This is a genomic window from Algibacter luteus (genome assembly GCF_030344935.1).
Taxonomy (GTDB): Bacteria; Bacteroidota; Bacteroidia; order Flavobacteriales; family Flavobacteriaceae; genus Arenitalea; species Arenitalea lutea.
In genome coordinates, this window is the sequence record NZ_CP128313.1 from 267,338 (window position 1) to 287,723 (window position 20,386).

Sequence of the window (20,386 nt, forward strand, 5' to 3'; positions counted from 1 at the left end):
AATCATCATCAAGATATGAAAATAGCAAGCTAAAAGTAACATTATCTTTAAATATCCGTTATTTTTGCACCATAACCCATAACGGTTAAATTATTATGAGCAACGCAGAAGAAAGTCAAAGGCAAAAAAAAATAGGTTCTGTTTTACAACAAGATTTAGTTGAAGTATTGCAAGGTGCTGCAACACAAGGCGGTATGCGTGGTATTATAATTTCTGTTACTAAAGTAAAAGTAACGGTAGATTTAGGTGTTGCTAAAGTATATTTAAGCATCTTCCCCAACGATAAAGGCAAAGAACTACTTGAAGGCATAAAATCTAACACGCCGTTAATTCGACATGAATTAGCACAACGCACCAAACATCAATTAAGACGTATGCCAAATTTAGAGTTTTTCATTGACGATTCATTAGAGTATATAGACCAGATTGAAAAATCTTTAAAGGGAAAAGAAAACCCAATAAAAGACCCTACTATTCTTGATAAAAGAAAAAAATCTTAAGTAAATCATTGAGCTTCTCATTATACATAGCAAAACGTTACCTGCGATCAAAAAGCAGTAACAATGCTATAAACTTCATAACCTATATTGCCATAATTGGTGTTATTCTAGGCTCTGCTTCGTTATTTATTGTGCTTTCTGGGTTTGCGGGCTTAAAAGATTTTACACTTCAATTTACAAGTCAGGTAGATCCTGATTTAAAAGCTGAAGCGGCGCAAGGAAAATCGTTTTTGCTAACCGATGATGAAGCTACCAAACTCCAAAATTTAGAAGACGTTGCCAGTTTTTCAAAAATAATTGAAGAACGTGTTTTCCTCTCATCTGAAGACAAAAACACACTGGCCATAATTAAAGGTGTAGACGAACATTTTCAAGATGTTGTTGAAATACAATCGACTATAGACCACGGCAATTGGCTTGAACAAAAATCCAATCAAATTGTTACCGGTTGGGGTATTTCCAACAGTTTATCTTTAGGGCTTTTAAATTTCACCAAACCAATAACGGTTTACGTGCCAAAACCTGGTAAAGGCCAAATTACCAGTACCAAGAATGCATTTAATAGCGTAAAAACATTAAGTGTTGGTGTGTTTTACATTAACGAAACATTAAACGATTCATACATTTTTGCGCCTATAGATTTAGCCAAACATTTGTTGAATTACGAGCCCAATCAAATTTCAGCCATAGAATTTAAACTAAAAAACGGTGTAGACGAAACCCAAGCTAAAGCACAAATACAAAATATTTTAGGCGACAAGGTTGTTTTAAAAAACCGAGCACAACTAAACGATGCCCTTTATAAAATGCTCAACACCGAAAATTTAGCCGTTTACCTCATTTTCACTTTAGTGCTAATTATTGCCTTTTTTAATGTTATTGGCTCGCTTATCATGATGGTGTTAGATAAAAAACAAAGTCTAAACACCTTGTTTAATATTGGCGCTACGTTAAAAGATATTCGTAAAATTTTCTTTTATCAAGGCAGTTTAATTGGAGTTGTTGGCGGGCTTATTGGCTTAGGATTAGCCTTAGTTATTATAGCGCTGCAAAAAACTTTTAGCTGGGTAATGATAACGCCAACACTAGCATACCCCGTAACCATCAAGCTAGAAAACTTCTTTATTGTGTTTATAACCATTTCGGTTTTAGGCATCATCGCATCAAAAATTGCATCGTCAAGAATTGCAACGTCTTTGGTTAAAAACATTTAAAGCATTTATTTAGATGCTAAAACCTTTAGAACTATAATAGTTGCTGGCTGATAGTAGCAAAAGCGATAGTAGTGTTTAGCTTTTGGCGAGGCGCGCATCGAGCCAAAACTAGTAACGAATAGCGCGGTGGCTTGCCATTTGCCCAAATAAAAAAACTACTCGGTAAACTGATACCCTGCAAACTTTTCAAGAACCTCATCGAAGGCCGCAAAAACATCTTCTGAATGATCTGAAGTTACCATTTTCATCCGGTATTCTTTAAAATGCGGAATGCCTTTAAAATAGTTGGTGTAGTGGCGTCTGGTTTCAAAAACACCTAGTATTTCACCTTTCCAATCTATAGACATTTGCAGATGTCTGCGTGCCGCTTCCACACGTTCTTCCAAACTTATAGGTGCTAAATGCTCGCCTGTTTCAAAAAAGTGTTTTACCTGCTTAAAAAACCAAGGGTTACCAATACTTGCACGACCAATCATAGCACCATCTAATCCATATTCATCGCGCATTAAGGCCGCTTTTTCTGGGGAATCTACATCGCCATTTCCAAATACTGGAATGTGCATGCGTTGATTGTTTTTTACTGCTGCAATTGGTTTCCAATCGGCATTACCTTTATACATTTGAGCTCTTGTACGACCGTGAATGGCTATGGCTTTACAACCAACATCTTGCAACCGTTCAGCAACTTCAACAATCTTTATGGAATCGTGGTCCCAGCCCAAACGGGTTTTTACGGTTACAGGAATGTTGGTGCGTTTTACCATTTCGGCAGTGAGTTTTTCCATTAAACACACATCCTTTAAAATGCCCGCTCCGGCACCTTTACTCACTACTTTTTTTACCGGACACCCAAAATTAATGTCGATTATATCTGGATTGGATTTTTCAACAATATCAATGGTCTGCAACATGCTATCCAGATTGGCTCCAAAAATTTGAATGCCTACTGGTCTTTCTTTTTCATAAATATCAAGCTTCATAACGCTTTTTGCAGCATTACGAATCAAGCCTTCGCTAGATACAAACTCGGTATACACCACATCGGCGCCTTGTTCTTTACACAATGCACGAAATGGTGGATCGCTTACATCTTCCATAGGTGCTAACAACAATGGAAAATCTGGAAGTTCTATATTATCTATTTTTACCACGAATTCTTTTTTTTTGCAAAAATACAGGTTTTATTAATTTATTTAAGTCACACACCGTTGTAAATACGTAAAGGCTAATAATCTAGCCTTTAAATGTTTATATTTACACGAAATTATTTTCTATGAAAGCCAAGTGTTACTTACTTATATTGTTCATTTTACCGTTTCTAAACTGTGATGTTGTTGATGAACTAACGAAGTTTGATTTAGACTACGATACAAGCTATACATTAAACCCCGTCCCCGTTGTGGGTGTGCCGGTAAGTCTTTTTACATCGGACATTGAATCGAACACTGAAACTACTTTTGAAAATAATAACACCAATGCCAACAGTATTGAAAGCATTAAACTAAAAAGTTTGAAGCTTATAATTTCGTCTCCAGAAACAGGGAATTTTAATTTCTTAAAATACATTCAAATCTACATAAGCACTGAAAATGTTGAAGAAGTAGAAATTGCTAATTTATTTGATATTGAAAATACCAACTCTAATAGTCTTGAATTAAATACTATTAATGTTGAATTAAAAAACTATCTGAAAGAAGATGCTTTTAAACTGAGAATAGCGGCCGTAGCAGATGAAACGACTTCGGAATTCTATGACATCGACTTTTTTGCCACTTTTAAAGTTGATGCTAAAGTTTTAGGAATTTAATTTCAGATTTTTAAGCACCCAAAGCCCATAAAAGCCTAAAAATAGTTCAGCAAAAGTTCCAAAAAGGTAGGCAAATGTTGGCGCTCCATCTAGTAACAAACTTAAAAGTCGGCCCAAACCCAATCCTAGCATAAAAATAAGATTACTTATTAAGGCTAATTTTAAATATGGTTCTTTAAAAACACCCAAGAGCCAAAGTGCAGAAAAGCCTAAATACAGACCCATTATCGCTTTAAAAAAGTTGTGCTCGTCGGTAGTATTTAAGTGAATATCGAATTTCCAATCTGGATTAAAACCATAAACAAAAGCCACTGGAACCAAGATAACAACCGAAATTATCAGGTGTATTTTATTGATGAAATCCTGTTTGGTTTTAATCATGTGGCAGCTTTAAAATTGAATGGTAGCCTCTACCGCTTTGCCGTTTCTATCAACTGTTACTTTAGTTTTATCACCAGCTTCAAACGTTGCTAGAACCTTCATATAACTCATCATATCTGTCACAGTACTATCGCCTAGTTTTATGACAATATCACCCTTTTGTAACCCTGCTTTTTGTGCAGGTTTGTCTTCACTAATACCATCAATACGCATGCCTTTTCCATCAAACATATAATCTGGAATAACACCTAGGCCAACTTTAAATCGTGGTGTTTCTTCACTTTCGTTTTTAGTTTTTCTAAACGGTAATTTTCCGTTGTTATCTAAATCTGAAATGACTTCAAAAATATAATTCGAAATGGTTGTCATCCCTTCATAATTCAGTTTATCAAAATCGTCTGTTGGTTTATGGTAATCTTCATGCTGACCCGTAAAAAAGTGTAACACAGGAATATCGGCATTATAAAACGATGTGTGATCGCTTGGGCCTATTCCCGATTCTTTCTGAATTAATTTAAAAGTGCTATTATGTGCGTTTAAGGTCTGTTTTAAAATAGGTGATGTACCAACGCCATAAACCGCAAGCGTACTGTCGGCTTTTAAACGTCCAACCATATCCATATTAATCATATAATTAATTTTTTGGGTGTCAATGGTTGCGTTTTTTACAAAATAATTAGAACCTAACAAGCCCATTTCTTCACCCGAAAATGCCATAAACAAGTAGTTGTTGCTCGTGTTTTTATTTTTTAATTTATCAGCTAAATTTAACATAACGGCAACGCCACTGGCGTTATCATCGGCACCATTATGAATGGCTTTTTCACCTCTGTGAAGAGAACCTTCAGCGCCATAACCCAGATGATCGAAATGCGCACCAATAACAATAGTATGGTCAGCATTGTTATTTAAAAACCCTAAAACATTTGTTCCTGTTATGGTACTATCACCATCTTTCACCGTATAATTTACTGTTTGATGCGGATTGGTTTTAGGCTTAAACGTAAAATTTTGATAATAACCATTTGTACCTTTAGCCTCTAAACCTAGTTTTTCAAAACGCTTCGCGATATAATCTGCAGCTGCTTTTTCGCCATCGGTTCCGGTTTGTCTGCCTTCTAGAGCATCGTCTGATAAAAATGTAACATCATCTTTTATCGAAACTATTTTAACAGGTTCTTGTTTGCAAGAATTCAGTAAAAACAAAAAAAGAAGCGCTATTGAGTATTTCATGGTTATAAATATTAATTTTGTTCAAATTTAAACATTACTTATAAATTTTTCAGAATGAATAAGATTTACTTAGTTGCCTTGTTACTTTTAGTTTTTGCATGTAAAAATGAAAAAAAAGAAAACCTTGAAAAACAAGTGCAAGTTCAAGAAACAACCGACTCGCTAATTTTCCCGGGAGAAACTCATTTTAAATCCATTAAGCAAATTACTTTTGGAGGCGATAATGCTGAAGCTTATTGGAGTTTTGACGACAAACAAATCGTTTTTCAATCTAATAACAAAAACTGGAATGTAAGTTGCGACCAAATGTTTTTAATGAATGTTGGCGAAACTTTTAAAGACAACATGCCTCCAATGATATCTACAGGTAAAGGGCGTACAACTTGTTCTTATTTTTTGCCAGACAACAAACATATTATTTACGCATCAACACATTTAGGAGATGAAAATTGTCCAGACACACCATTACGAAAAAATGGTAAATACATTTGGCCTGTTTATGATACCTTCGATATTTTTGTTGCGGATTTGGAAGGCAATATCGTAAAGCAATTAACTCACGAAAAAGGTTATGATGCAGAACCAACTGTATCGCCCAAAGGTGATAAAATTGTATTCACCTCAACTAGAAGTGGCGATTTAGAATTATACACCATGAATCTTGATGGCACCGATGTAAAACAAATCACAGATGAACTAGGTTATGATGGTGGCGCTTTCTTTTCGCCAGATGGTACCAAAATCATTTTCCGTTCGTCTCGACCAAAAACGGAACAAGAAATTAAAGAATACAAAGATTTATTGGCTGACGGATTAGTAGAACCAACCGATATGGAGTTGTATATTTGTAATGCTGATGGAAGCGATTTAAGACAATTAACCGATTTAGGAAATGCCAATTGGAGTCCCTTTTTTCATCCTTCAGGTAAAAAAATATTATTCTCTTCAAATTTCGAAGCTGAACGCGGTTTTCCGTTTAATTTATACCTAATTGATATAGATGGTAAAAACTTAGAGCGCGTTACTCATAGTGAAACTTTTGATGCCTTTCCTGTGTTTTCAAACGATGGGAAATATTTAGCATTTTCATCAAATAGAAATAATGGTGGCGGAAGAGACACGAATCTTTTTATTGCTGAATGGCAAGATTAATAGCTTTTGAAATATTCTCGAAATAGCTGAATATTTCAACTATATTTGCAAAATCTTTTTTATAGAGATGTCCTTATGAAGAATATTAGAAATTTTTGCATCATTGCACATATTGATCATGGTAAAAGTACCCTTGCCGACCGTTTATTAGATTTTACAGGATCTGTAACCGCTAGAGAAAAGCAAGACCAGTTACTAGACAGTATGGATTTGGAGCGCGAACGTGGTATTACCATTAAGTCGCACGCCATACAAATGGACTATGAATATGAAGGTGAAAAATATATTTTGAACCTTATTGATACTCCTGGTCATGTCGATTTTTCATATGAGGTTTCTAGATCAATTGCAGCCTGCGAAGGTGCATTGTTAATTGTTGATGCAGCTCAAAGTATTCAAGCGCAAACCATTTCTAATTTATATTTAGCTTTAGAAAACGACTTAGAAATTATTCCTGTTTTAAATAAAGTAGATTTACCAAGTGCCAACCCAGAAGAGGTAACTGATGATATTGTAGACCTATTAGGTTGTAACCCAGAAGAAGTTATTCACGCCAGTGGCAAAACAGGTTTTGGAGTAGATAATATTCTTGAAGCCATTATAAAACGTGTTCCTGCACCAAAAGGTGATCCAGACGCACCGTTACAAGCTTTAATTTTCGATTCAGTTTATAACACTTTCAGAGGCATTGAAACCTATTTTAGAGTATTCAATGGTGAAATAAAAAAAGGACAACACATTAAATTTGTTGCCACGAATAAAGATTATTACGCCGATGAAGTTGGAACTTTAAAACTAACTCAAGTAGCAAAACAAAGTGTAAAAACAGGAGATGTAGGCTACTTAATTACAGGTATTAAAACAGCCAAAGAGGTAAAGGTAGGAGATACCATTACCGATTATGCAAAACCAACAACCAATATAGTTGAAGGTTTCGAGGATGTAAAACCAATGGTTTTTGCTGGTATTTACCCTGTTGATACTGAGGATTATGAAGAGCTTCGTGCCTCAATGGAAAAGCTGCAGTTAAATGATGCGTCGTTGGTGTTCTCTCCAGAGAGTTCAGCGGCATTAGGTTTCGGATTCCGATGTGGTTTCCTTGGCATGTTGCATATGGAAATTATTCAAGAACGTTTAGAACGTGAATTTGATATGACGGTAATAACAACCGTTCCCAACGTATCTTATCACGCCTATACAAACAAAAATCCAGATGAAGCCTTTGTGGTTAACAACCCATCCGATTTACCAGAACCATCAACTGTAAACCGCGTTGAAGAACCATATATCAAAGCAACCATCATTACAAAAGCCGATTTTGTTGGTAATGTGATGTCTTTGTGTATTGAAAAACGAGGTATTATCACCAATCAAACCTATTTAACACCAGAACGTGTTGAGCTTACTTTTGAAATGCCGTTAGCAGAAATAGTTTTCGATTTTTACGACAGACTAAAAACAGTATCTAAAGGATACGCCTCTTTTGATTATCATCCAATTGGCATGAAACCATCAAAATTAGTGCGTTTAGATATTTTGTTAAATGCACAACCTGTAGATGCGCTTTCTGCTTTAATACATGCCGATAACGCACAATTTATAGGACGAAAAATGTGCGAAAAACTTAAAGAGTTAATTCCACGCCAACAATTCGATATTCCTATCCAAGCGGCTATTGGTGCTAAAATTATTTCGCGTGAAACCATAAAAGCACTTCGTAAAGATGTTACTGCTAAATGTTATGGTGGTGATATTTCGCGTAAGCGTAAGCTTCTTGAAAAGCAGAAAAAGGGTAAAAAGCGTATGCGTCAAGTAGGAAATGTCGAGATTCCGCAGCAAGCATTTATGGCAGTATTAAAGCTGAATGATTAATTTCAGAAAATTTCGCTCATAAATCTAAAATCTGCTATTCAATTTCAATTAATTTTTAATTTTGGTTGAATTATCAGAATTAAAATTGGCATTTCATCTCATTTTGTTGCTAATAATTTGGCGAATTTCTATTTCTACATTATTTTCTATAAAAATTAAACAGCTTCAAATTGTTAATAAATATTTTCGTAAGTTTATATCTCATTAACTATTTCAGATAGTTAATTAAAAGCAAGTCCTTTAAATACCACGTTTAACTAATTTTAAAATTTGATTGAAAACATCTACAAAAAGACGTAAATGTTATTAACAATTTTACAATTTCTAAACACTGTTTTGCTTAATTTTATAAATGAAAACTATGTAAAACAAAGTATTCATAAAATTATAAATTAAGTATTGAAAAAAGTGGAATAATAGTAACAAATTCCTTTTTTTTAAGCGGGTTTTAAAATAGTTTATTGACAATATTTTTATATGAAAGCACTTTTTTACACAAGAGAATTTCCTCCATACGTATATGGTGGCGCAGGAGTACATGTTGAATATTTAGCCGACGAGTTGTCTAAATTAATGGATTTAGAAGTTAGATGCTTTGGCGACCAAAACTCAAATGAAGGTTCATTGAGTGTAAAAGGATTTCCATTTGAAGATGGTGTATTTAAAGGTGCAGACGATAAATTAAAATCGGTTTTTAAAACACTTAGCACCTCGCTTCACATGAATGCCGATGTTGTTGATGCAGATGTGGTACACTGCCATACCTGGTATGCACACTTTGCGGGAATCGTTTCAAAATTATGCTATGGCACACCTTTAGTAATTACCACACATTCGCTGGAACCACTACGCCCTTGGAAACGCGAACAACTTGGGCGCGGTTATGATGCTTCTTCCTGGGTTGAAAAAACAGCCATTGAAATGGCTGATGCCTTAATTGCAGTTTCAGAAGAAACAAAAGAAGATGTAATTAAACATTTTAATGTAGACGAAAATAAGGTAAAGGTTATTTATAATGGTATCAACCTTCAACAATATGTTCAAACTTCAGAATCATCAACTTTAGATGAATATAAGGTCGATAAAAACAAACCTTATGTGCTTTTTGTTGGAAGAATAACGCGCCAAAAAGGTATTATTCATTTGGTAAACGCCATAAAATATATAGATCCAGACACACAAATAGTGCTTTGTGCCGGAGCTCCAGACACACCAGAAATTGGCAAGGAAATGGAGAGCGCAGTGAACGAGGTTAAAAAGTCGCGAAATAATGTGATATGGATTGATAAAATGGTAACTAAAGAAGAAATTATTCAGTTATACTCGCATGCCGACGTGTTTTGTTGCCCTTCAATTTATGAGCCTTTCGGGATCATAAATATTGAAGCTATGGCTTGTAATACAGCCGTTGTTGCGAGCGCCGTGGGCGGAATAAAAGAAGTAGTTGTGCATGGTGAAACAGGTCTTTTAATTCCTTTAGAACAGCAAAAAGAAGCGCCTTTTGAGGCTGTGGACCCTGATAAATTTTCGCGAGATTTAGCTAACGGCATTAACAAGGTTATAAACGACAAGGCGTTAAGAGAAACCATGGCAAAAAATGGCAGAAAACGTGTTGAAGACTATTTTGACTGGGTAGCCATAGCTAAACAAGTTGAAGAACTATACAAAACATTACTATAAACTAAAACAACCAAATTATGATAAATAACAAGGCATTAGCAATAATTCTAGGGGGTGGTCAAGGCTCCAGACTTTACCCACTTACTCAAGAACGCTCAAAACCTGCTGTACCTATTGCAGGTAAATATAGGTTAGTAGATATTCCTATTTCAAATTGTATAAATGCAGACATCAAGCGTATGTTTGTTTTAACTCAATTTAATTCAGCCTCATTAAATCGTCATATCAAAGACACGTATCATTTTAGTTTTTTTAGTTCAGCTTTTGTTGATGTTTTAGCTGCGGAACAAACACCACATAACAAAACTTGGTTTCAAGGAACTGCTGATGCTGTGCGCCAAAGTATGCACCATTTTTTACGACATGATTTTGAGTATTTCTTAATTCTTTCTGGTGATCAATTGTATCAAATGGATTATGAACATCTGATAGAAGAGCACGAAAAAAATGATGCCAAAATTTCTATAGCTACCATTCCTGTTACGGCTAAAGAAGCAACCGAGTTTGGTATTTTAAAATCTGATGACAAAAACGTCATTACATCTTTCATTGAAAAACCAGACGCTAGTCTATTACCGGATTGGACTTCCGACGTTAGTGATGACATGAAAAAAGAAGGTCGCCATTATTTAGCTTCAATGGGGATTTATGTTTTCAATCGTGAGCTTTTAGAGGAATTAATGAAAAACCCAGATACAAACGATTTTGGGAAAGAAATTATTCCACAAGCCATTGATAAACATAAAACAATGAGTTACCAATACGAAGGGTACTGGACAGATATCGGAAATATCGATTCGTTCTTTGAAGCAAACCTAGGGTTAACAGATGATATACCAAAATTCGATTTATACGACAAGAAAAAACGTATTTATACTAGAGCTAGAATGTTGCCTACAACAAAACTAGCAGGAACTGCACTTGAAAGAACGGTAATTGCTGAAGGCTGTATTATTAGTGCTGCAAAAATTGAAAAATCAGTCATAGGTATTCGTTCAAGAATTGGTGACGAATCAACGGTTATTAATACCTACATGATGGGTAGCGATTATTATGAGTCTTTAGATGAAATTAACAACAAACGTATTCCTATTCTTATGGGTATTGGTGAACGCTGTTTTATAAAAAATGCCATTCTAGACAAAAATTGCCGTATTGGAGATGATGTAAGAATAAATGGAGGTAAGCATCTGGAAGAAGTTGAAACAGATACTTATATGGTTAAACAGGGTATAGTAGTCATTAAAAAAGGAGCTACAATACCAAAAGGCACAATAATATAAACATCTAATCTTTTTTATTTTTTATATAACCAATTGAAATGCAAGACCAAAGAAGAGTTGTAATTGATTATGTCTCGCCTAGTGTAAACTGTGGTGAGTTTTACATAAAACGTATAGTAAATGAAATAGTAAAAGTAGATGCGCACATTATGGCCGATGGACATGATGTTTTGGGCGCTTCCATTCTTTTCAAACATGAAAAAGATAGAGCTTGGAGAGAAACCCGAATGACTTTAATTTCCAATGATGAATGGCAAGCATCCTTCACCGTTGAAAAACAAGGTTTTTACACCTACAAAGTCCAATCGTGGGTTGATTATGCTCTCAATTGGCGCTATGGTTTAATAAGAAAAATAAATGATGGGCAACATGTGGCTTCTGAATTACTGGAAGGCGCGGAGTATATTAATGCTATTTTAAATAAAGTTAGCGGAGACGATAAAGTCTACTTAGAACACCTTCATAAATTATTCAAAAGTACAAATGATTATGGCGAGGCTATAACAGAAGCCTGTACAGAGCGGTTATATAATATTTTTTATGCTAACCCAATAAAATTACTTGATAATACCTCAAAAGAATTTCAGGTATATGTCGACAGAAAAAGAGCTCGTTTTAGTACTTGGTATGAGTTCTTTCCGCGTTCAGCCTCAGAAACTCCAGGGGTTCATGGTACGTTTAAAGACTGCGAACGATTACTGCCGCGTGTTAAAAGTATGGGGTTTGATGTCTTGTATTTACCCCCTATACATCCAATAGGCGAAGTTAATAGAAAAGGTAAAAACAATACTGTAGAAGCTAAAGAAGGAGACGTTGGCTCTACTTGGGGTGTGGGTTCTCAATATGGTGGCCATAAAGATATCCACCCACAATTAGGAACGCTTGATGATTTTAAAGCACTGGTTCAACGAGCAAAAGAGCAAGATATTGAAATAGCCATGGATTACGCATTACAAGCGGCTCCAGATCATCCTTGGGTAAAATCTCATCCTGAATGGTTTAAATGGAGACCGGATGGCACTGTTCAATATGCAGAAAACCCTCCTAAAAAGTATCAAGATATTCTTCCTATTTATTGGGAAAGTGAAGATTATAAAAACCTATGGAATGAGTGCCTAGATATTTTAATGCACTGGATAGATTGTGGTATCAATGTTTTTAGAGTAGATAACCCACATACCAAACCGTTTTATTTCTGGAACTGGATAATTACGCAAGTAAAAGCCAAACATCCAGATGTTATCTTTCTAGCTGAAGCCTTTACAGCACCAAAAGTCATGCAACAATTGGCAAAACAAGGTTACACCCAATCATATACATATTTTACATGGCGTGAAAACAAACATGAACTTATTGAATACGTTGAAGAGCTTACAAAATCAGAATTAAAAGAATACATGCAGCCTAATTTTTGGCCTAATACACCAGATATTAACCCATATCACTTGCAAGGTGCAAACGAATCTAAGCATATTCAACGTTATGCATTAGCGGCAACTTTAAGTTCGAGTATTGGTATATATGGGCCCGTTTTTGAGTATATGTTATCTAACTCGCTACTAGGAAAAGAAGAGTATTTAAATTCTGAAAAATTTCAAATCACACATTACGATTGGAATATTAAAAACAAGCTAATCACAATAATTTCAAAAATAAATTATATCAGGCACAACAATGCTGCGCTCCAGCAAACCAATAACATTAAATTTTGTCATATAAATAACGACAATTTAATAGCATTTTATAAATGGAACGACGACAGAACTAGCCAAATGTTTATTATTATTAGTTTAGATGCTCAAAACTCCCAACAAGGCACAGTTCAAGTACCATTACACGACATTGGTGTGCACCATGGACATAACTTAGAAATGCATGATTTAATTACAGATAGTCGCTATAATTGGAATTCCGAATGGTGTTATGTAGAATTACATCCTACAATGCCGTTCCATATTTTCAATATTAACAAGTAATTGTATGACGCATGAAGCTTCAATATCATCAATAGATAGCCATTTTAAGTCTGATGAGGCCTGGGAGGTTTTGCTTGATAATGAAGCGTTCGTTAAAACCTTCTTATCAGATGTATTAGAAGACTATATTATAAAACAACGCTGGTATGGTGGAAAATCGAGTCAGATAAAATATATAGAACTAGCCGAATATTTTAGAATTCAGCAACATGGCGAGGTTTATTTTGGACTTATCCTTGAAGTAAATTTTGTAGAATCTTTTTATCAGCATTATTTTTTGCCAATTGCTTTTGTAACCGATGTAAATTTTGCTCAAAAAGATAGAATTCTTCCTATAAGCATTCAAAATCAAAAAGGTCATATCATAGACGCGGTTAACTTAGAAGCCTTTAGAAAATTAGTTTTTGAGCGTATTATTACTGCTGAGCCCAAAGACACAACCAAGGTGCAATACCATAAAAGTCATTTGTTCAACAATGTTTCATATGAATCATCAAGGTTTATGGGCCTAGAACAAAGTAATACCTCTTTGGTTTATAACGATAAATATGTATTAAAGTTTTTCAGACGCATTTTTGGAGATAAAAACCCCGACTACGAAATGAGTCGTTTTTTGTCAGAGAAAAAAGAATTTAAAAATACACCTGCCTATTTAGGAAGTATTAATTTAGTTGACTCAGAAAACACCAACATTACCATAGGATTGATGCAAGAAATGATACCCAATGAAGGTGATGCGTGGGATTATATGCTAAAAGAATTACACAGGGTTTTTTCTAATCTAGAATACAAAAAGATAGTTATAAATAATTTACCTAATACAGAATTATACCAACGTTTAACCATTCAAGATATTCCACCACAAATTATAGACTGGGCGGGACTAAATTTGTTTAATCAAGTACAAACCTTAGCAAAACGTACTGCAGAAATGCATATTGCTTTGGGTTCAGAGTTTGAAGAAACCGCTTTTACACCAGCCCATTACAATGGCGATTACGAAGTGTGGTTAAAAAATAAAATGTTATATCAATTTCAAAATAGGTTAAATATTATTGAAAACAACCAAGGTAAACTGGAAGGTTTAGCCGTATCTTTAGCACAAGAGTTTCTTGACAAAAAAAATAGCATTAGAAAGCGCTTTGTGAATTTTGACTGGACCAAACTTAAAGGCGAACGCATCCGGGTTCATGGTGATTATCATTTAGGCCAAGTATTAGTAAAAGATAACGATTATTATATTCTAGACTTTGAAGGCGAACCAGAAAGTACCATACGCGATAGAAAAGTAAAACAACCACCTTTAAAAGACGTTGCTGGCTTGTTTAGATCATTTCATTACGCCTTGTACGCTACGGTTTTTAACAATAGTGAAACACATTATAAAGAATCTCAGGAAGCCTTATTTAATGCTTCAGAAATATTATACAGGTATATAACAGGTCTGTTTTTAGGCACTTATGTTACAGAAACGCAAAACGCAAATTTAAATTTAGGTTACAATAAAGAACGTATCTTTATATTAAAATACTGCTTACTTGAAAAAGCAGTTTACGAATTGGGTTACGAACTCAATTCTCGTCCGCAATGGGCAGTAATTCCTCTAAAAGGGATATCTAATATTATAAATCATTAATTTATGGCACAAGTAAAAGTTCACAGTTTATTTACCGAATTTGATATAAACCTTTTTAAATCAGGCAAGCATTTTAGGCTATACGAAAAATTCGGTTCGCACCTTGTAACCGTTGATGGTATTGATGGTGTATATTTTGCAGTATGGGCACCAACAGCAAAACAAGTATCTGTAATTGGCGATTTTAATTATTGGATGGAAGGTGAACACCAATTAAATGTTCGTTGGGATTCTAGTGGTATTTGGGAAGGGTTTATTCCGCTTATAACTAAAGGTACTGCTTACAAATACAAAATTCAAAGTCATAATAATGATATAAAAACCGAAAAAGCAGATCCTTATGCTAGACGTTATGAGCATCCTCCTAGAACAGCATCAATTGTTTGGGACGATAATTATAAATGGAAGGATAAAGACTGGATGAAAACGCGTAAAAATCACAACGCCATTGATGCGCCATACTCGGTTTACGAAGTGCATTTAGGGTCTTGGAAAAAACATCTTGAAGAAGATCGTTTCATGTCTTATTTCGAGTTGGCAGACGACTTAGTGAACTACGTAAAAGACATGAATTTTACCCATGTGGAACTTATGCCTATTATGGAATTTCCTTACGATCCTTCTTGGGGATACCAAATTACAGGATATTTTGCACCAACATCGCGTTTTGGTTACCCAGAAGAATTCAAGTATCTCGTTGATAAATTACATCAAGCGGGTATAGGAATAATTTTGGATTGGGTGCCGTCACATTTTCCCGAAGACGCACATGGTTTAGGGTTTTTTGATGGTTCGCATCTTTATGAGCATCCTGATAAAAGAAAAGGATATCATCAAGATTGGAAAAGCTTAATTTTTAATTACGAACGTAATGAAGTGCGTTCATTTTTAATAAGTAACGCGGTGTTTTGGATGGATCAATACCACGCAGATGGTTTACGTGTTGATGCCGTTGCTTCTATGTTATTTTTAGATTATTCAAGAGAAGATGGCGAGTGGGAACCTAATATTTACGGTGGAAGAGAGAATCTTGCGGTTATTAGCTTTTTAAAAGAATTAAACGAAGAAATATATGCCTCTTTCCCTGATGTGCAAACCATTGCAGAAGAGTCTACGGCGTTCCCTATGGTTTCTAAACCAACATTTGTAGGTGGTTTAGGCTTTGGTATGAAATGGATGATGGGTTGGATGCACGATACCCTAGAGTATTTTGCTAAAGATCCGGTGTATAGAAAATATCATCATAACGAAATTACCTTTAGTTTAGCATATGCTTTTACAGAGAATTTTATGTTACCACTATCGCATGACGAGGTGGTTTATGGCAAAAATTCAATCTTAGGAAGAATGCCTGGTGATGAATGGCAACGTTTTGCAAATCTTCGTTTATTATATGGCTACATGTTTACACATCCAGGAACAAAACTCCTATTTATGGGTGGTGAATTTGGTCAATACAACGAATGGAATTTCGAAGAAAGCTTAGATTGGAACCTATTAGAGTTTAAACCTCATCAAGACATGCAAAACTATTTCAAATCGCTAAATACGATTTATAAAAACACTCCTGCATTATATGAAAAAGGTTTTAGTGGTGAAGGTTTTGAATGGATAAGTTATGATGATCACGAGAATTGTGTAATCTCGTATGTAAGAAAAGGGTATAAAGAAGAAGAAAATGTAATTGTGGTTTGTAACTTAACACCAACAGTTAGAAAAAATTATAAAATTGGTGTGCCTTCAAAAGGAAAACTCGTCGAGATTTTTAATAGTGATGCCGAAGAATTTGGAGGTAGTGGCATAAAAAACAAAAAGCAAACAACCGTTAAAAAAGATCCTTGGAATGGTAAAGAATATTCAGCAGAAATTGTTTTACCCCCATTAGCAGTAACAATTTTTTCCTTTAATTCCTAAAAAATAAAATCAAGAAGTAGCGTTTTAAAATAATTTTTAAAACGCTACTATACTTTCTATGTAATCAACACATTAACTATAAAAAACTTGAATTTAAACATGCTATATGTTTTAAATTTAGTCTTCAATTTCTGTTGATTTATCCCAATCTGAGTTATCCATAATTAATTAGGTTAATATTTGACTTTAATGCATTAATTCAAGCGTTTTTTTGATAAAAAGTAATCAACAAGGTATTCAAAATTTACTATTTTCGTCAATTATTATTGATTTATAGTTTTATGATATTAAATACTGAATTAGAATACAAAGGGAACTTATTCCCATCCAAAATAATTGCATACAAAAAGAACTTAAATGTACTGTCTTTTACCACCGAAAACGGTGTTGTTTTAGAAGTTACGGTGCGTCGAGATAGTGTTCTTCGTTTTAGATATACAACTACTGGTATTTTTGAAAATGATTTTTCTTATGCCATTACAAAATATGCAAGCAGAGGCTATAATCACCTTGAAGTTACCGAAGATGAAAATAATTACATCATTACAACTGCAAAACTGATTTGCCATATTTCAAAGTTAGATTTAAGATCATCGATTTACGATGCTAAGGATAAAAGCCTTATTTGTGAAGACGAGCTTGGTTTCCACTGGGAAGAAAGTTATGAGTTTGGAGGGGATGTTGTTAAAATGTCTAAAACATCGCATGCAGGTGAAAGTTATTACGGTTTAGGCGATAAACCTGTTGACAATAACCTAAAAGGAAAACGATTTGAAAACTGGGTAACAGATTCTTATGCTTATGGTAGAGAAACCGATCCTATTTACAAAGCCATTCCATTTTATACAGCGTTACACAACAAAAAGTCTTACGGTATATTTTTTGATAATACCTTTCGTTCATTTTTCGATTTTTGTAGCGAACGAAGAAATATAACAAGTTTCTGGGCGCATGGTGGCGAAATGAATTACTATTTTATTTACGGCCCTGAAATGTCTGATGTGGTTGCAAACTATACAGATTTAACAGGTAAACCACATGAAATGCCTGCACTTTGGACTTTAGGATATCACCAATGTAAATGGAGCTACTATCCTGAATCTAATGTAAAAGAAATTACTGCAAAATTTAGAGAATTAGAGATTCCTTGTGATGCTATTTATTTAGATATCGATTACATGGAAGGGTTTAGATGTTTTACTTGGAGTAAAGAGTATTTTCCAGACCCAAAACGAATGGTTAAAGAATTAGCCGATGATGGGTTTAAAACCATTGTAATAATTGATCCAGGAATCAAAATAGACATGGATTACTCTGTGTTTAGAGAAGGTTTAGAGAAAGACTACTTCTGTAAGCGTGCCGATGGCCCTTATATGAAAGGTAAAGTATGGCCTGGGGAGTGTTATTTCCCAGATTATACAAATCCTGAAGTAAGAGAATGGTGGTCTAATTTATTCCAAGAACTTGTTGAAGATATTGGTGTAAAAGGTGTTTGGAATGATATGAACGAACCTGCTGTTATGGACGTTCCAGGAAAAACATTCCCTAATGATGTAAGACACGATTATGACGGGAACCCTTGTAGCCACAGAAAAGCGCACAACGTATACGGCATGCAGATGGCACGCGCTACTTACCAAGGTTTAAAGAAATTCTCTTACCCGAAAAGACCTTTCGTTATTACTAGAGCAGCATATTCTGGTACACAACGTTACACATCAAGTTGGACAGGTGATAACGTAGCAACCTGGGATCATTTAACCATTGCAAATTTACAAGCACAACGTATGTGTATGTCTGGATTCTCGTTTATAGGATCTGATATTGGTGGATTTGCAGAACAACCAAACGGGGAATTATACGCACGTTGGATTCAGTTAGGTGTTTTTCACCCATTTTGTAGAACTCACTCTTCTGGAGATCATGGTGACCAAGAACCATGGGCTTTTGGAACCACTATAACAGATGTAGTAAGAAAGTTTATTGAAATTAGATACCAATTACTGCCTTATTTATACACAGCGTTTTGGAGATATGCCGAAGAGGGCATTCCAATTTTAAAATCGCTTGTATTATACGATCAACACGATCCGCAAACACACTACAGAAATGATGAGTTTATTTTTGGTGAAAAAATACTAGCTTGCCCGATAACAGCACCAAACCAAAAAGGAAGGCGTATGTATTTCCCACTTGGTAAATGGTACAATTTCTGGAATGACGAGTTGGTTAAAGGTGGATCTGAACAATGGGTTGATGCCGATTTAGACAGCATGCCAATATTTATAAAAGAAGGAGCTATTATTCCAAAATACCCTATTCAACAATATGTTGGTGAAAAAACTATTGATGAATTAATTCTTGATGTTTATTATAAAGAGGGTAAAGAATCATCTCAAGTTTACGAAGATGCTACTGATGGTTACGACTATATTAAAGGAAGATATAGCTTAAGAGATTTTAAATTGTCTGGTAAGAAAAACGAATTGATTATACAGCAGCATAAATCTGGTAAGTTTGTAACCACATATAAAACCTTTAAGTTAAAGCTGCACGGGTTACCATTCAAAATTTCAAAAATTGAAATTGATAATGTGATTATACCTCTTGAAAAATTAAAACTTAATGGTAACAATACATTAACCATTACTAAAGAATTTTCAGAGCTTCATATTATGGCTTAAAACCATATATAAAATACATTTAAAGCCTCTCTTTATAATAAAGGGAGGCTTTTTTATGCGTTAGTTCCAAATTAATTAATCGGCATAATCAGAAAAATTAACTAAATTAGTAATAGCTGTTTGCTATCAAAAAACAAGATATATAACGGAATTCAACAGTCAACCAAACTTACATCATAAAAATAAACTAGCAAATGGAAAAAAATAGAATCACCGTTAAAACAACCATTCCTTCACCAACAGAAAAAGTGTGGGAATATTATACCGAACCAAAACACATTACCAACTGGAATTTTGCATCAAATGATTGGTGTTGTCCAGCTGCTACAAACAACTTACAAAAAGATGGCGACTTTAACTATCGTATGGAAGCAAAAGATGGCAGTATGGGATTCGATTTCTCAGGAAAGTACACCAAGGTAATTCCTATGAAATTAATTGCTTACAACCTAGCTGATGGCAGAACGGTTGAAGTTATATTTTCAAATCATGGAAATGAAGTTGAAATAAGCCAAACGTTCGAGACAGAAGGCACTCACACTGTTGAGCAACAAAAAAATGGATGGCAAGCTATTCTTAATAATTTTAAAACCTATGTAAGTTCTAAATAGTCAAACTATGAAAACTTTAAAATACAATACAACCATAAATGCTTCCAAAGAAAAAGTTTGGAATACACTTTTTACGGATGAAAATTACCCAAAATGGGTGTCAGTTTTCAGTGAAGGCTCTTATGCTAAAACCGATTGGCAAGAAGGTAGTGCTATTGATTTTTTAATACCAAGTGGTGATGGCATGTTTAGTACGATTCATCAGAAAATACCAAACAAACTCATGGTTTTTAATCACCTCGGATTTATAAAAGAAGGAAAAAAAGTCTATGATGGAAAATCGAAAGCATGGGAAAACGCAAAAGAATCTTATGAACTCATTGAAAACAATGGAAAAACAGAGTTACATGTTAGTATGGACACTACTGATGAATATGTGAATTTTTTTAATGAAACTTTCCCAAAAGCTTTGAAAAAAATTAAAGAGCTTTCGGAATAACATT

General features: G+C 34.5%; 16 protein-coding genes. 13 read left to right on the forward strand and 3 right to left on the reverse strand.

The window, feature by feature from the left end:
- The first annotated feature begins 95 nt into the window (after positions 1–95).
- A complete protein-coding gene (rbfA, locus tag O5O44_RS01205; RefSeq protein WP_019386911.1) occupies positions 96–500 on the forward strand; it encodes a 30S ribosome-binding factor RbfA in 405 nt (134 codons plus the stop codon).
- Between the two features lie 8 nt (positions 501–508).
- On the forward strand, positions 509–1,714 hold the full coding sequence (locus O5O44_RS01210; protein WP_289195401.1) for an FtsX-like permease family protein: 1,206 nt from the start codon (positions 509–511) through the stop codon (positions 1,712–1,714).
- A gap of 155 nt (positions 1,715–1,869) precedes the next feature.
- Here O5O44_RS01210 and dusB read toward each other — a convergent pair whose 3' ends face one another.
- Positions 1,870–2,865, reverse strand: a complete 996-nt coding sequence (dusB, locus tag O5O44_RS01215) for a tRNA dihydrouridine synthase DusB (protein WP_289195402.1) — start codon at positions 2,863–2,865, stop codon at positions 1,870–1,872.
- Positions 2,866–2,987: 122 nt separating this feature from the next.
- On the opposite strand from dusB, the gene O5O44_RS01220 reads away from it, so the two are divergent.
- Positions 2,988–3,521: a hypothetical protein gene (locus O5O44_RS01220; RefSeq protein ID WP_289195403.1), complete on the forward strand. Its 534-nt coding sequence runs from the start codon at positions 2,988–2,990 to the stop codon at positions 3,519–3,521.
- Here the strand turns inward: O5O44_RS01220 and O5O44_RS01225 are convergent.
- Together O5O44_RS01225 and O5O44_RS01230 are read right to left on the reverse strand one after the other, a co-directional pair.
- The gene (locus tag O5O44_RS01225; protein WP_289195404.1) at positions 3,510–3,902 is read right to left on the reverse strand and encodes a DUF4345 domain-containing protein; all 393 of its coding nucleotides are present in this window, start codon (positions 3,900–3,902) and stop codon (positions 3,510–3,512) included. The two genes, O5O44_RS01220 and O5O44_RS01225, sit on opposite strands and share 12 nt — an antisense overlap.
- A gap of 9 nt (positions 3,903–3,911) precedes the next feature.
- Complete coding sequence (locus tag O5O44_RS01230; RefSeq protein ID WP_289195405.1) at positions 3,912–5,135, reverse strand: M20/M25/M40 family metallo-hydrolase; 1,224 nt, start codon at positions 5,133–5,135, stop codon at positions 3,912–3,914.
- A 54-nt stretch (positions 5,136–5,189) separates the two neighbouring features.
- On the opposite strand from O5O44_RS01230, the gene O5O44_RS01235 reads away from it, so the two are divergent.
- The 10 genes from O5O44_RS01235 (at position 5,190) to O5O44_RS01280 (ending at position 20,382) form a co-directional block, all read left to right on the forward strand.
- Positions 5,190–6,287, forward strand: a complete 1,098-nt coding sequence (locus O5O44_RS01235; RefSeq protein ID WP_289195406.1) for a TolB family protein — start codon at positions 5,190–5,192, stop codon at positions 6,285–6,287.
- A gap of 75 nt (positions 6,288–6,362) precedes the next feature.
- Complete coding sequence (gene lepA, locus O5O44_RS01240; protein ID WP_019386918.1) at positions 6,363–8,159, forward strand: translation elongation factor 4; 1,797 nt, start codon at positions 6,363–6,365, stop codon at positions 8,157–8,159.
- 477 nt (positions 8,160–8,636) lie between these two features.
- Positions 8,637–9,839 (forward strand): glycogen synthase, encoded by a 1,203-nt coding sequence (glgA, locus tag O5O44_RS01245; protein WP_289195407.1) that lies wholly within the window; start codon positions 8,637–8,639, stop codon positions 9,837–9,839.
- 17 nt (positions 9,840–9,856) lie between these two features.
- Positions 9,857–11,122: a glucose-1-phosphate adenylyltransferase gene (locus O5O44_RS01250; protein ID WP_289195408.1), complete on the forward strand. Its 1,266-nt coding sequence runs from the start codon at positions 9,857–9,859 to the stop codon at positions 11,120–11,122.
- A 38-nt stretch (positions 11,123–11,160) separates the two neighbouring features.
- Positions 11,161–13,098, forward strand: coding sequence for an alpha-1,4-glucan--maltose-1-phosphate maltosyltransferase (locus O5O44_RS01255; protein WP_289195409.1), 1,938 nt, complete (start codon positions 11,161–11,163; stop codon positions 13,096–13,098).
- Between the two features lie 4 nt (positions 13,099–13,102).
- Complete coding sequence (locus tag O5O44_RS01260; RefSeq protein WP_289195410.1) at positions 13,103–14,734, forward strand: trehalose synthase; 1,632 nt, start codon at positions 13,103–13,105, stop codon at positions 14,732–14,734.
- Between the two features lie 3 nt (positions 14,735–14,737).
- Positions 14,738–16,648 (forward strand): 1,4-alpha-glucan branching protein GlgB, encoded by a 1,911-nt coding sequence (glgB, locus tag O5O44_RS01265; RefSeq protein WP_019386924.1) that lies wholly within the window; start codon positions 14,738–14,740, stop codon positions 16,646–16,648.
- Between the two features lie 281 nt (positions 16,649–16,929).
- Positions 16,930–19,332, forward strand: a complete 2,403-nt coding sequence (locus tag O5O44_RS01270; protein ID WP_289195411.1) for a glycoside hydrolase family 31 protein — start codon at positions 16,930–16,932, stop codon at positions 19,330–19,332.
- A gap of 194 nt (positions 19,333–19,526) precedes the next feature.
- Entirely contained in the window at positions 19,527–19,943 is a 417-nt protein-coding gene (locus O5O44_RS01275) for an SRPBCC family protein (protein WP_289195412.1), read from the forward strand.
- A gap of 7 nt (positions 19,944–19,950) precedes the next feature.
- A complete protein-coding gene (locus O5O44_RS01280) occupies positions 19,951–20,382 on the forward strand; it encodes an SRPBCC domain-containing protein (protein ID WP_289195413.1) in 432 nt (143 codons plus the stop codon).
- The last annotated feature ends 4 nt before the right edge of the window (positions 20,383–20,386 follow it).

Coding starts and splice junctions, on each gene's coding strand:
- O5O44_RS01280 (WP_289195413.1), top strand. CDS start 19,951: ATGAAAACTTTAAAATACAATACAACCATAAATGCTTCCAAAGAAAAA.
- O5O44_RS01235 (WP_289195406.1), top strand. CDS start 5,190: ATGAATAAGATTTACTTAGTTGCCTTGTTACTTTTAGTTTTTGCATGT.
- glgB (WP_019386924.1), top strand. CDS start 14,738: ATGGCACAAGTAAAAGTTCACAGTTTATTTACCGAATTTGATATAAAC.
- O5O44_RS01220 (WP_289195403.1), top strand. CDS start 2,988: ATGAAAGCCAAGTGTTACTTACTTATATTGTTCATTTTACCGTTTCTA.
- O5O44_RS01260 (WP_289195410.1), top strand. CDS start 13,103: ATGACGCATGAAGCTTCAATATCATCAATAGATAGCCATTTTAAGTCT.
- O5O44_RS01225 (WP_289195404.1), bottom strand. CDS start 3,902: ATGATTAAAACCAAACAGGATTTCATCAATAAAATACACCTGATAATT.
- O5O44_RS01255 (WP_289195409.1), top strand. CDS start 11,161: ATGCAAGACCAAAGAAGAGTTGTAATTGATTATGTCTCGCCTAGTGTA.
- O5O44_RS01275 (WP_289195412.1), top strand. CDS start 19,527: ATGGAAAAAAATAGAATCACCGTTAAAACAACCATTCCTTCACCAACA.
- lepA (WP_019386918.1), top strand. CDS start 6,363: ATGAAGAATATTAGAAATTTTTGCATCATTGCACATATTGATCATGGT.
- O5O44_RS01230 (WP_289195405.1), bottom strand. CDS start 5,135: ATGAAATACTCAATAGCGCTTCTTTTTTTGTTTTTACTGAATTCTTGC.
- O5O44_RS01270 (WP_289195411.1), top strand. CDS start 16,930: ATGATATTAAATACTGAATTAGAATACAAAGGGAACTTATTCCCATCC.
- glgA (WP_289195407.1), top strand. CDS start 8,637: ATGAAAGCACTTTTTTACACAAGAGAATTTCCTCCATACGTATATGGT.
- rbfA (WP_019386911.1), top strand. CDS start 96: ATGAGCAACGCAGAAGAAAGTCAAAGGCAAAAAAAAATAGGTTCTGTT.
- O5O44_RS01250 (WP_289195408.1), top strand. CDS start 9,857: ATGATAAATAACAAGGCATTAGCAATAATTCTAGGGGGTGGTCAAGGC.